The following is a 13,493-nucleotide window of genomic DNA, read 5'->3' as shown; positions in this document are numbered from 1 at the left end:
GCATCTATAATTCACATAATGGCAAATAATTGCGAGAATAATTATGGCTACAGATAAAGTAGAAACAAAAATAAAAGTTGGATTTTATGGCAGTTCGGATAGTGGAAAGACCCAACTTGCTCGTGGGTTATTAGCTGAACCGGATTTAAAAGGAATGCCAAGATTTCTTAAGGATTATTTTCCTACAATGGGTATGTCGTTTTTCACAGCGACGTCAAATGTAAAAGGTGTTCCACTTACTATTTCAGATGTTTCAGGACAAGAACGATATAAGTCTGTAGCAGAGCATGCGTATATGCCAATGTCAGACATAAGTGTTGTTTGCATCAATTCTTGTGATAAGGCTTCATTAAAGCAAGCTGAAGGCTATATAGATTCAATTCAAAAAGTGCACGGTGAGAATGCTAAAATTGTTATTGTCCTTACGCAAATGGATAGAGAAGCCGAAAGAGCAGTTACAAATGAAGAAATTGAAGATCTCAAAAAGAGAAAAAAAATTGTATCTGAGACGATTGAAACGAGCGCTAAAAATGGGGTAGGCATTGAGGAGTTGCGGACTGGCATCACCGATATAGCGTTAGGGAAAGACAGGAAAAATTTAAATGAACTGGCTGCAGCAAACAAAGTCCTTTTGCAACCTATGATAACAGCAGCCCTTGAGCCATATGAGAAAACAAAACATCGTAAGAGAACAGAAGATCCATCTTTATTTGGTAAACCAACACCTTATCAGGCATTGTTGAATTTCCAGAGCGCATTAGATAAAGCACAATCGTTTGAGCAGTACGCAGCTGCTGTGAAGCAGTTTAAAAGAGAATTACCTGAGGATGTTTTAAAAGTACAGCCTGCTAATGTTCGGGGTGGATTAGAAAGACTATGGGACGCTCTAGTTAATTGGGATAAGAAGTATTTTGCGGATAATCCTGCTGAAATCGCAGAAAGACAACGCTTCGAGCAACAAACAAGATTGAAGGGAGAACTAGCAAGTGTTAAACCAGAAGCAGACGAGCCAAAATCATCGATTCATCTCGGCCATAACAATGAGTAAATCTTCTTCTATTGTGTATTTATATTAGTGATTCGGAACTAAAATATCGGAGGGCATGCGCCCTCCAATTACGTGATTTAAAAAGCTTTTTCTGTCAAACCTCTCTTATCTCAATAACATGTCATTCACGCCTACGCGGGAATGACAGCAATTTAGGGTAAAATGGATTAAAAGAGTCAATACTGTCTTCACATTTTGTAATCTGATCGCATTTTGACTTTTTAAGAGCAGACACTATAGTTGAAGGTATAGGATGAATGATGAGGGGCATTTACTTTCGTTGGGTATCCTAGAGAATTACTATGGAAAAAAATTATCTGGAGAGGCTATTTAATCCTCGCTCTATTGCTGTGATAGGTGCTAGCAATAAACCATCACCAGGTGCGACGGTGTTTGGTAATTTGTTGCATCATGGTTTTTCTGGCGCTTTATTTCCTGTTAATTTGCATCATGCCTCTATTCAAGGAAAATCATGTTTTTCTTCTGTCAAAGCGATTCCACAAGACATTGATCTGGCGATTATTGCGACTCCAGCGGCCACAACACCGCAAATATTAACTGATTGTGGGAAAAAACGTATTCAAAAGGCCATTATTCTTTCCGATGGGTTTAGTGAGCAGGGGGAGCGGGGAGCGCATTTAGAAGAGCAGCTTTGTGCCATAGCACGTCAGTTTAATATTCGCTTTATTGGTCCCAATAGCTTAGGGATAATGCGGCCATGGGTGGGGTTAAATGCAACTTTTGAGTCTCATTCTGTTTTAAGAGGAAATCTGGCTTTTATTTCACAATCAAAGACGTTAATGGCGGCAGTTTTGGATTGGGCTGCGGCAAAACAAATCGGATTCTCTACTCTAGTTTCCCTAGGTAATACGGCAGATCTTAGTTTTGGTGAGTTGCTTGATTATTTAGCACTCGATAATCAGACGGATTGCATTTTGCTGTATGTGGAACGCATTCGCGATGCACGCCGCTTTATAGGCGGTCTTCGCGCTGCGTCACAGCTTAAACCCGTGGTGGTGATTAAATCAGGGCGCAATGCGCAGAGTACTAATACGATCTTATCTCATACAGGTACTGTTATTTCTGAAGACGATGTTTTTGATACCGCGCTAAGTCGAACTGGCGCCATACGGGTGATGGGGATGAAAGAGTTTTTTTCGGCGGCGGAAGTGTTTGCAAGCAAATGCCGGAGCAAAGGGGAAGGTTTAACCATTATCACCAATAGTCGCAGTGCGGGAATTATAGCTGCTGATTTTGCGATGGATTTAAAAATCCAATTACCTAAGTTGAGTACCTATACCGTAGAGAAAATAAAGGCATCATGGCCTAATCAGGAAGCTGGCTACAATCCAATTGATATATCGGAGCATGCGAGCCCTGAGGATTATTTCACCGTTATGGAGGCTTGTTTACAAGATGAACAGAGTCATGCCTTACTGGTCTTATTAATTCCTACTGCTTTATCGCAGCCTTTTAAAGTAGCCAAAAAACTCATTGAGTTAAGTAAACAGACTAATAAACCCATCCTTGCGTGTTGGATCGGACAACAGCAGGTTAAATCATCCTGGGCTTTGTTTGCAAAACATGAAATTCCTCATTTTAGTTCCCCAGAGAGTGCGATAAAAGCTTGTTCTTATTTAGCGGATTATTATCATAATCAACAATTATTGATGCAAATACCCGATACGCGATTGCCCTCTAACCAACCTGATATTGCTGGTGCCCAATTAATCATAGAGAAGGCCATACTCGAACAGAGAAATTTATTAACACCAATCGAGTCACAGGATATTCTCACGGCCTTTGGGATAAAGTCAGTGCAAAGCCCCAATCTAACGGTAAATGATAGGGAGTTAATGGTGGGTATTTTAAATGATCCTACCTTTGGCCGTATCATCACTTTGGGCGCTGGTGGAAAGCTCGCAGAATTAGTACCAGAACGTGTTTTGGCCCTACCTCCATTAAATCAGCATGAGCTTAAGAGTTTGATTGCGCAATTACACATCGCGCCAATTCTTGGTGCGTTTCGTAATAAGCCGCCAGTAACTATCCAAGGTTTGGAAGATCTGTTATTACGTGTTTCAGAAATGGTGTGTGAATTACCACAAATTCAAGAAATGGTTATTGACCCCTTGATCGTCAGTGATAAGAAAATTAGCGCCTGTAATACCCATATGGCAATTAATAATGAAGTTATGACTATTCCTTACAGTCATATATCCATTCACTCCTATCCTCATTATTTAGTTTCAGAATGCCAATTACCTGGAAGGGAACGCTTGCTGATTCGTCCTATTCGTCCTGAAGATGCTCATGTGAAGCAGAAATTTATTCGTCATTTATCAGACAATACGAAACGTTTCCGTTTTATGGGTATATTGCAAGTCTTAAGTCCTGAAATGCTGCGTCGGACAACTCAGATTGATTACGACCGAGAAATGGCGATGGTCGCGGTGATTCAGCGTGATGCAAAAGATTTTATTATAGGGATTGCCGAATATGTTGCTAATTTGGATATGCACACCTGTGAGTTCGCTGTAGTTGTTGCAGATGAATGGCAAAATAAGGGTATTGGCAGTCGTTTAATGGCGTGTTTAATTCGTGCCGCCGAAATCCAAAATTTAAAAATTATGGAAGGTTCGGTGCTTTCCGTGAATGCCGATATGTTGAAATTGGCCACCCACTTTGGTTTTGCAATTAAACAAGATGCAGAAGATGTTACGTTGAAAATTGTGACCAAAGCGCTACAACCTAAAGGAATGGAAGCTTATGTGTCGGTGTAGGGCAGTATTTAGGATGAATCACGCACTCTCTGGAAAAGAATACTATAATTTATAGCACACACTTAAATCACCCAATCATTGCGGGATGGATCCCAAGGACATTGACTATGAAAGGAACTGAGAAGAAGAACGCTCCAACACGATTACGACGCGCTACGCATCAATCTGCTCTTCCAACTGAGAGTGTTACTAAACCTCAGTATGTACAATATAAGAATCAATTGGATGATTTTTTTTACTATATCAATAAACTATATCAAGCAAATCTTGGTAAGTTCACCATGGGGATGAGTCCTGCCGTAATAGGAACTGCTCATTGTGCTTGGCTTTTACAATTAGCTCAATCACCTGGACATCTATTGGCATTGCTTTTTTATCATCTAACACACTCCGATGAGTTTCTTTCGCATCTACTGTGTGATAGACAACCCGCTCAAGGAACAGATGTTCGTTTTCATAAAGAGAATTGGCAATTGATGCCCTGGCGTCTTTATGCTGAGGTTTTTCTTCAGAGTGAAGAGTGGTGGGGTTATGCAACGCGAAAGGTTCCAGGCCTTTCAGGGAGAGCCGAGCGTACGGTTTCATTTTATATTCGCCAGCTACTTGATGCGTTATCGCCTTCCAACTTTGTCTTAACCAATCCAGATCTTTTTTACGAAACAATTCGTTCTGGTGGTGTCAACTTGATTCAAGGTACGGAAATTGCGTTTGAACATACTTTGAGACGATTGGCAGGTCTACCTCCTCCTGGTGCTGGAAAATTCAAACCAGGTAAGAATGTGGCGATTACTCCAGGGAAAGTAGTATTTAGTAACCATTTAATTGAATTAATTCAATATGAGCCGCAAACAGAAACTGTTTTTAAAGAGCCAATCCTCATCATACCTGCATGGATCATGAAATATTATATTTTGGATTTATCTCCTGGAAACTCGTTAGTTAAATGGCTCGTGGGACAAGGGCATACGGTATTCATCATTTCATGGCGTAATCCCGATGAGAAAGACAGTGATTTAGGAATGGATGATTATTATCGTCAAGGTGCGATGGCTGCAATCGATGCTGTGAGTGCTATTTTATCGAATCCCAAAATTCATTTAATGGGATATTGCCTTGGTGGCACTTTAGCAATGATTACTGCTGCAGCCATGGCACGCGATAAAGATCATCGCCTTAAAAGTCTTTCACTATTGGCGGCACAAGGCGATTTTACAAAAGCAGGTGAGCTTATGCTGTTTATTACAGAGAGTGAAATAGCTTTCCTCAAGAATATGATGTGGGAAAAAGGTTATCTTGATCCTAAACATATGGCCGGTTCGTTTCAAATGTTACGTACTTATGATTTGATTTGGTCAAAAATGATTGATGATTATATGACTGGTGAAAAGCGCGGGATGATCGATCTGCTTGCCTGGAATGCCGATGCCACCCGTATGCCTTATAAAATGCATACGGAATATCTGGAAAAACTATTTTTGCAAAATGATTTTTCTGAGGGGCATTTTCGTGTCGAAGATGAAATAGTGGCTCCTAAAAATGTTCATTTACCTATTTTTGCAGTGAGTACAGAGCATGACCATATTGCACCATGGGAGTCTGTATACAAAATTCACTTAATGATGCATACGGATATTACCTTTGTGTTAGCAAGTGGTGGTCACAATGCAGGAATTGTCAGTGAACCCAATCATCCTGGACGTTATTATTCTATTTTGGAAAGCAAAAAGAAAATGCCCTATATGGGGCCGAAGAAATGGATAAGTAAAGCAAAAAAAAGAGATGGCTCTTGGTGGATTGCATGGCATGATTGGTTGGTCAACAACAGCTCGCAAAGGCATGTTTCACCTCCCAAGATTGATTCATCATTACCTCCTGCTCCAGGAAAGTATGTGATGCAAAAATGAACTAAATCGCTTTAATACCCTATCTTTCAGAGAGATAGGGTATTTGTTTATTGTTTCTTTCCTCATTTTTTTTCATACTAAATGTTAAAAATCAAAATGAAAAATTCGAACATCATGAGGGAACTATGTCGTCAAAAAAATGCAACAAAATGGGTTTATATGGTTTTTTTTGTGGGCTTTTATTTTGTGCTTCGGAGCTGATTGCTGCCAAACCGGTATTTACCATTGTTACACAGAATAATTTACCCAAAGAGGTGATGGCCAACAGCATTCTTTCCATTCAATATTTAGTAAAGAATGAAACATTACATACGCGACAATTAACCATGCGCTCCATTTCTGGCGTTACCGTATACAATCCTGGACAAAGTGAAGCGTGCACTTTGCCATTCACATTAGCACCCGGGGAGAGTTGTCAGCTCAATTTAAAACTTAATGCGAGTCAAATGGGGAGAGGAATAAGGAAAAAAGGTCCTGTCATCTGTAAGACACGCGGTCCTAATGATCCTAGACCTAGTTCATTTCTATGTGCTCAACCCTCAGAAAGCGACAGTTTGGATGTGAAGGTATTGCCTTGTACAAGCGGTCGTTGTTTGCCTAACGCTTTGGCTTCGTCATTGCGTCAATTAACGACGGCATATCGTCAACAATTTGGGATCCCTGCTGTTGTCGCGGGGGTTTGGTTACCTGGACAAGGCGAGCTGATTATTGAGGAGGGTTATGCTGATCTGAACAGCTTAACACCTGTATCACGTCTTGATCATGTGCGTATTGGCAGTATTACAAAGTCATTTACTGTCACTGTGATGTTGCAATTGATTAGTGAGGGTAAACTGTCATTGCAAACCATGCTAAGCGCGTTTATGCCCGCTTTGCAAAACAGCAACGCAACTATGGCTCAATTAGCTGACATGCGTAGTGGTATTTTTAATTTCACTGAAGATGCTGCACTTGATGAAGAGTTATTTCAAGATCTGACTCGTTTCTGGCTTCCAGCGCAATTAATTAATGCGGCAAATCAGAATTTGCCTTATTTTCCAGCAGGCGCTGATTGGCATTATTCAAATACGAATACGGTAATTATAGGGTCCATTATAGAGCAGTTAAGTCAACGCCCTATATGGCAAGAAATTGAACAGCGAATCCTTACGCCTTTAGGTCTAAAAAATACGTTTTATCCGTTAACGCTTGATTTACCAACTCCTTTTGCTCATGGCTATGGTTTCTCACCTTTAGAAGATGTAACCAATACTAATCCCTCTTTTGCTGGCGCGTCAGGAGCAATGATTTCACGTCTTGACGATTTAAAGCGATGGGCTGTAGCTTTAGGACAGGGACTTGTATTAACTCCTGCCATGCAAGCACAACGTATTGCCAGTTTGCAGCCTATCGTGTTTGCTCCGTGTCCAGATACTGTACCTGGTCGACCGTTGGTCACTTGTCCTGAATATAACCGTTATGGGCTGGGAATAGGTGAACTTTCGGGGTGGATAGGACATACCGCAGAGTTTTTCGGGTATTCTGCTGTAGTGATGTACAACCCACAAAGCCAAGGAGTTATTGTGATTTGGATGAATATTTTTGGCGTAGGAGAGCATTTGCCAACGAAGTTATTTTTGGAGTATTTGACGGTATTATCATAAACCGTGTGCGACAGAATAGAGCACCACTCAAAGTGAGCTTGGTTACTGAGCTTGGATGTGTTAAATTTGCTTTTTAACATTTTTTCTGGTGCTCTATGATAAATAAAAAATCAATTTTGACAGTAAGTTGCGCTATTTTTTTGGCTTCTGTTTCTTCATTTGCCAATGCGTCTGATCTTATGCTCAATTTCAAGAAAACGTTCTGTGGTAATCAGGAATATTTAGGAAATGCTGGGAGCAAACGCCCCCATTTACATTGTGGTGAGAAATTTATTGCTTACAAAAAAGCGAGTGGTGATCATTTAAATATTGCAGAACAAGGAACTTGTAGCCGAACAAACTTAGTTTTTGATGACATCAAAGCGAATAAAAATGCATTTGCAGATTACCAAGAGATCTATAATGCGTTGGTATCCTTCCACGAATCAGGTTGCCCCAATCAGTTTGCGTTGAAGTAGTGACTTTGTAGACACACGAAATATCAAGATAAACAATTGGTGCCCCTCATCGGCTCTGGTGGGCACCTTCTTCCTGCTATAGAGAAGGGATATAAACGCACGTGTAGATCCCTGATCCTGTTTGTGGGAGAGGGCGCTTTTCTGCTATGGTAGATTAATCTATCTAAATACTATTCAAACAACTCCAGAACTTTCTCAGGTGGGCGTCCAATAACTGCTTGGTCTTTATAGGTGACAATGGGGCGTTGCATTAATATGGGCTCTTTGAACATCGCATTTAATACCTGAGTTTCATTATCCAGCGATAATCCCAATTCTTTAAAAACATGCTCATCGGTACGAACAAAATCTTTAAGCATAAAGTGTTTTTTTAAGACGTTTAATTGCTCCAAACTCAGAGGGGTTTTTAGGTATTCAATAATAACGGGTTTAAAACCTTTACTTTGCAAAAGCTCCAAAGCTTGTCTTGATTTAGAGCATCGAGGATTATGATAAATAGTAATTTCTTGCATATGCTTCTCGTTTTTACTGAGATTAGATTTTACACTATAACATGTTCTTATCACTTGATCTTTAATTTTGGCTGCTCGCATTACAGCCATCTGGTAATCGTTTATTGACTCCAGAATGAATCTCCTTTTTACTAGAGTCTGTTTACAGACCCTAACATTAAGATTAATTATTTGGACTTCTATGCAATTTACTATTGTCCCCATCGAAGAAAAACATATTGAAGCATTTTGGACCGCTGTAGATAGCGTTGCACGTGAACGTAAATTTTTAGCTTTTTTAGAAGGACCTCCTATTGAATTAACTCGAGATTTCGTTTTAGAGCATATTAAAGAGGGCTGGCCCCAAGTTGTCGCGATGCATGAGGACCAAGTAATTGGTTGGTGTGATATCAGCGCGCTAGATCGACCGGTTTTTGCCCATGTTGGCAGTTTAGGGATTGGTGTGCTTGCCTCATACCGAGGACAGGGAATTGGTGAGGCTTTATTAAGCACTGCATTGCAAATGGCTCAGTTAAAAGGCTTAACGCGTATAGAGCTTACGGTGCGCGAACAAAATAAAGCGGCAATCTCGTTGTATGAAAAATATGGATTTGTCAAAGAAGGGGTACATAAAAATGCTGTCCGTATTGATGGTATATACGAACATCATATTTTTATGGCTTTGCTTTTTGAATAGTTGAGCCATTTCAATTGAGGCATTCTTAGGGGCTGTTTATAATTCGTTCATGATAATAAAATTGTAACGGCGCCTAATCATTAAGTTTTTCTTTATTTAAGGGAAGTGGAATTGGCTTTGTATGGTGTTTATAAATATTCCACCTTTTCTCGGAAAATTCTTTAGGAGTTGTTTTTAATAAGATAAAAGCTAAAAACTCAGCGCAGACAGCAGGTGATATCAAGGTTTTTTCTTGGTAAGCCTCTTGAAACTCGACAGCCAATGGAAACTGTTCTACAGGACATTCGCGCAAATTCTTTTGCATCCCGGTGTCGACTTCACCAGGAATCACATCTGTTGCTACAATTCCATGGGGTAATTCAATCTGTAATACGCGGGTCCACATGTTCAGTGCTGATTTGGAAATGCAGTAAGCACCTGCACCTAGAACGGCTGTTTCTCCTGCCACAGAAGTGATATTTAAAATACGACCGTCTTTTGTTGAAAAATAAGGGAGTACGCTTTGGGTGAGCAATATAGGTGCTATAAGGTTGGTTTCAATTATTTTCTTTATATCGTCAGCCGCTGCTTGATGTAATGAGCCAAGAGGGGAAATAGTACCCGCATTATGAATCAAGTAATTGATTTTTAAATTTTTAATTTCATTTACAATTCTTTTTAAACTTTCATCAGTAGTAATATCTGCTGGTATTATCCTAATTTTCTCCGAATGCTTATCCTTTAATTTAAGTAACTCTGTGTTATTTCTTGCAATCGCGATTACTGTGACTCCTTGTGAGACGAGCTCTAATGTGAGTGCTTGTCCTATACCACTACTTGCTCCCGTAATCATTGCAATTTGTGACATTTTGAGACTCCATTCATTACTGAATTAATAATTGTTGGACGTTGTTATATCAAGATCTTGTTGGGCCAATGCAACTTTTAAACGCGCCAATTCAGCTTTCATATCAACCAAGATCGTTTTTACGTATTTAAATGTTTGGTCATAAAATGTGTCTTTTACAGAATGATTTAATCTTTGAATTTCACTATCAAAAATTTCGGTTACTTTCGTATAAAAATCATCATTAGTACAATTTGCTTTATTTATAAGGCCGATAATTCTACTTTCACTTGGCACTACATTATCTAAGTCACAAAAACACTTATCGAGAAGAACACTACAAATTTGTAAATCCATTTCTGCAGTTTCATCCACTTGAATGGCCATAATCTTTTTTTGAAACATATCGAGGCATTCTATTTGAAAGGGGGGGATTTTGCCTTCAAGAGTCGTTTTTTTTCTATTTAAGACATTTAATAATAGTTCTTTAGCGTTGGGCATTTTTATATCAATCCATTGTTAATTGCATGCGCAAATCATAACATCACTGAATATAGTTTTCACTTTAATGCAAGGGATTTTATTGATTTTGATTTATCTGCAGCAAATGACTTCAATCAAAAAATAAAGCGGCTTATCAGGCCGCTTGAAGCTTAATTACTGCTCTGAATTGGTGAGTTTGTTTTTAAGAGCGCATCAGAAGGGGCGGACTCTTCAGTATGGATCGGCTCAAAAAAGCCAAATTCCGTTCGACCAGGATATTTTGAATCCGATGCAGGACGATTATACCCAGGCAATTGTTCATGCTGAATTGGCTGAGGGGTTTTCCATCTCGCAATTGCCTTAATAACTCGCTCTATTATGTTTTCTAAAGAAACTAGCCATTGGGGTAAGTATTTCGATTTTTGTTGTTCACTTTCATGGTGTTCGCTTGAGGTAGTGGTGTTTTGTTCTACTTCATGATATTGGTGTAAAACTAATTGCATCTCCTTTAAATTCTTTAAAATTGATTGAGTATTAGAAGTCAAATCGTCACTTTGTTGCGGTAATTTTGTTTTAAGCTGATGGACTATCGGATTTTTTTCCAACTCTTCTAGATAAGCATGAAGTTGTGCTAGTTTCTCGCGAATGGTATCTATTTCAATATTCCATCGTTGTAACAGTTCTTCATTTTTTTCAAGACAATTAAAATGTTGCTGAAGCAAATCGTTCTGGAGCAATAGTGCCTTTAGCGATTGTTCATAACCCTCATCACCTGGAGATAATGTTTGCAGCAATCGTTGTGTTTCCTGAATACTTGCAAATAAGTCATCAATTAATCGCCGTGATTTATTCAAGGGTACGAACGCTAGAGAAGCATTTATCTGATGGTTTTCAATGAATTTACCCCAAAGCAAATTGTTTTTACTAACAGAATCAATCAATTGATGTTGGTAGGCTTGTTGCTCTTCTTGGGAAAGCTTTTGGTTCGAGTTTTTCCACCAGTAGGTAATTGATGCAGCAATTAATGCACAATCTGAAGTTTGAAAAATGTTCATCATTACTATTTTGTTTGCTTCAATAATTCTATTTAATGAGTCCTGAACCTCTAGATGTGTTTTTTGCTTGTCACTGAATACCTCCGTGATTTGCTCTTTAATTTTATCGTCCAATAGTTCAGCAGCACTTATTTGAATATCAACTAAATCATTCCTGCATTCAAAATAAGCATCTATTTTTGACAATACATCATGCTGGACATCTTTCTCTACAGAAGTATCATCTCTTTTTAAGAGGTTTTGCATTTTTAAAGCCAAGCGTTCTCTTTTTTCAGTCACTACTCGAACATTAGGAAATTGTTGCGTGCTGGTGTAACTTTCATAATAACGACAAAAATCTTTAAGTTCTAAATCAAAAGTACCTGCAACGCGTTCTTCTTTGATGTCAATTTGCTCAGGATTTTCCATGTTCGGTAAATAAAGCCGCCCAGTTACGCCCCATGGATTTCTAATGCGTATCATTTTAATTGGACGCATTTCATCCCCATCTTTATCGACTGGTCGGAGCGTTTCAACAACACCAACAATGGTATAGGCATGCATCGCTCTTAAGCCTGGTACTTTTTCGTCATATCGGTGGGGTGTGCCGGCGGTTAAGGATTCACCCTGAGCAATTTTTTCTTTTATATCGTTAAAAACATGAAGTTCTTCAGGTGAATAAACGCCACTAAAGAGCTCTTGATTATCTCGTCGCACGCCTTTTTCTACGTCTTCATGATAATAAGTAAAGAGTTTTTGTAAGATATCCACTACGGGTTTGTTTTTCTCATCTTGTGAGAAGTGTGCTATTAAGTGTTCAAGACGCTGTTGGCTATTACTGTATTGATTGTATATTCTTTCCCACTCTGCCGTGTTTTCTGAATAAAAGTCGATTAATTTCAAACAGTTTTCTTCTGCGTGTTCATCAAAAATTTCTTCAAATACTCGAATTCTTGTTGATAACATTTCTGTAATAATTTCATCTGTTCCTGATTGATGTTCTTCTCCTAACTCTTCTTGCATGAGCTTCTTTTGTTGATTTAACACAGTAAGCTGTACCAGCTCATCAGCAAAAAAGTGTTCTATATCCCAAGCAAAAAATTTATCATAATTAATATATTTTTCTTTAGAAGGACGACCTGTTAATACTTTCAATGCCAGAGATTCTGAACCACCTTTCAGCGCACCACTCATGGATTGATTCGTGTTTCCGAAGAACTCAGGGACGGATGCTGCTGCTTTCTCAAGTATATCGACCCATAAGCCAGTGTGTCTATTTAAGCTACCTTGTTGATCTACAATATACGAATTTTGAACTCGAATATAAAATGGTTCTAACGTTTTAGGATTAAATAAACGAACGGTCGTTGTGCCATCATCATTTTGTCGCAACATACTGCGTATGTAGCTGGCTCCATCAGGCTGGCTCAAAAGGGCTGCTAGCGACGCTAAAAAAAAGCAGTCAGGAACTTTGCTTTGCCTAACATCTTCTATCGAAGGAGAACCCTCAGCAAATAAAGGCGCGTTGGATTGTTGATATTGCTCGATGTTATATCCTAAATACTTTTCAGGATCATCTAATTCAATGTCACAACTGTTTTTCTCATCAATGGAGATATTTCTTTGATTTTCAGGTAAATCGTCGCGGCTTGCCCCCATAGGTACATAAGGAGTTATCCTAAATCTCTGAGCCTCTTCTGGCTTATCTAAATTCAGTGGCTGTATTATTGCTAAGCTATTCTCGTTTAATGACTTGCCATTAGGTAATTGAATGGTTTTTCTTATTTTTCCGCGTACTCCAGGGAAAACTAAAGGAACTGAAATGTTGGGTGGAACAACAAGACTTCCTTGTGTCTTAAAATTAAGAGGTAACATAACGTCTCCAAGACGGAAAAACTTATAATTGATTATAAATTATACGTCATGAACATTAAGGGTTCATTAAGAGGCTGCAATTGCTAAAGAGACTACGCAAAGAGGTTGTTTCAACAACGGTGAAAATAATTTTTATGTAAAAAAGCTCTTTGTTAATCAATCCTTAAGCTTGCTTGTTTTACACTGAAAAAAAGCGAAAAGGAGACTACCATGTCAAACAAAAAATTAACTGAACGTTTGCACTATGAGCT

At 38.9% G+C, this 13,493-nt stretch carries 10 protein-coding genes; 6 read left to right on the top strand and 4 right to left on the bottom strand.

All coding sequences use genetic code 11. The annotated features are described in order from the left end of the window. Positions 1 to 43 precede the first annotated feature (43 nt). The 5 genes from BGO44_RS12805 (at position 44) to BGO44_RS12785 (ending at position 7,836) form a co-directional block, all read left to right on the top strand. Positions 44 to 1,048 carry a Rab family GTPase gene (locus BGO44_RS12805; protein WP_273197185.1) on the top strand — a complete coding sequence of 335 codons (1,005 nt, stop codon included), beginning with the start codon at positions 44 to 46 and terminating at the stop codon, positions 1,046 to 1,048. Between the two features lie 302 nt (positions 1,049 to 1,350). Next, a complete protein-coding gene (locus tag BGO44_RS12800) occupies positions 1,351 to 3,831 on the top strand; it encodes a bifunctional acetate--CoA ligase family protein/GNAT family N-acetyltransferase (RefSeq protein ID WP_273197183.1) in 2,481 nt (826 codons plus the stop codon). 107 nt (positions 3,832 to 3,938) lie between these two features. Next, complete coding sequence (locus BGO44_RS12795; RefSeq protein WP_273197180.1) at positions 3,939 to 5,735, top strand: PHA/PHB synthase family protein; 1,797 nt, start codon at positions 3,939 to 3,941, stop codon at positions 5,733 to 5,735. A 125-nt stretch (positions 5,736 to 5,860) separates the two neighbouring features. Then, complete coding sequence (locus BGO44_RS12790) at positions 5,861 to 7,378, top strand: serine hydrolase domain-containing protein (RefSeq protein WP_273197177.1); 1,518 nt, start codon at positions 5,861 to 5,863, stop codon at positions 7,376 to 7,378. A 95-nt stretch (positions 7,379 to 7,473) separates the two neighbouring features. Next, complete coding sequence (locus BGO44_RS12785; RefSeq protein ID WP_273197175.1) at positions 7,474 to 7,836, top strand: hypothetical protein; 363 nt, start codon at positions 7,474 to 7,476, stop codon at positions 7,834 to 7,836. A gap of 170 nt (positions 7,837 to 8,006) precedes the next feature. Here the strand turns inward: BGO44_RS12785 and arsC are convergent, their stop codons facing one another. Then, entirely contained in the window at positions 8,007 to 8,348 is a 342-nt protein-coding gene (gene arsC, locus BGO44_RS12780; protein ID WP_058509518.1) for an arsenate reductase (glutaredoxin), read from the bottom strand. 181 nt (positions 8,349 to 8,529) lie between these two features. On the opposite strand from arsC, the gene BGO44_RS12775 reads away from it, so the two are divergent. Further along, entirely contained in the window at positions 8,530 to 9,024 is a 495-nt protein-coding gene (locus tag BGO44_RS12775; RefSeq protein ID WP_058509498.1) for a GNAT family N-acetyltransferase, read from the top strand. 73 nt (positions 9,025 to 9,097) lie between these two features. Here the strand turns inward: BGO44_RS12775 and BGO44_RS12770 are convergent, their stop codons facing one another. The 3 genes from BGO44_RS12770 to BGO44_RS12760 form a co-directional block, all read right to left on the bottom strand. Beyond that, complete coding sequence (locus BGO44_RS12770; protein WP_058509499.1) at positions 9,098 to 9,871, bottom strand: SDR family NAD(P)-dependent oxidoreductase; 774 nt, start codon at positions 9,869 to 9,871, stop codon at positions 9,098 to 9,100. Positions 9,872 to 9,895: 24 nt separating this feature from the next. Then, the gene (locus BGO44_RS12765) at positions 9,896 to 10,351 is read right to left on the bottom strand and encodes a hypothetical protein (RefSeq protein WP_273197170.1); all 456 of its coding nucleotides are present in this window, start codon (positions 10,349 to 10,351) and stop codon (positions 9,896 to 9,898) included. Positions 10,352 to 10,503: 152 nt separating this feature from the next. Continuing rightward, complete coding sequence (locus tag BGO44_RS12760) at positions 10,504 to 13,242, bottom strand: C2 family cysteine protease (protein WP_273197167.1); 2,739 nt, start codon at positions 13,240 to 13,242, stop codon at positions 10,504 to 10,506. Positions 13,243 to 13,493 lie beyond the last annotated feature (251 nt).

This window comes from Legionella sp. 39-23, from assembly GCF_001897665.1.
Taxonomy (GTDB): Bacteria; Pseudomonadota; Gammaproteobacteria; order Legionellales; family Legionellaceae; genus Legionella; species Legionella steelei.
The sequence above is the reverse complement of the archived record's forward strand: the minus strand, read 5'-3'. Positions and strand labels throughout refer to the sequence as shown.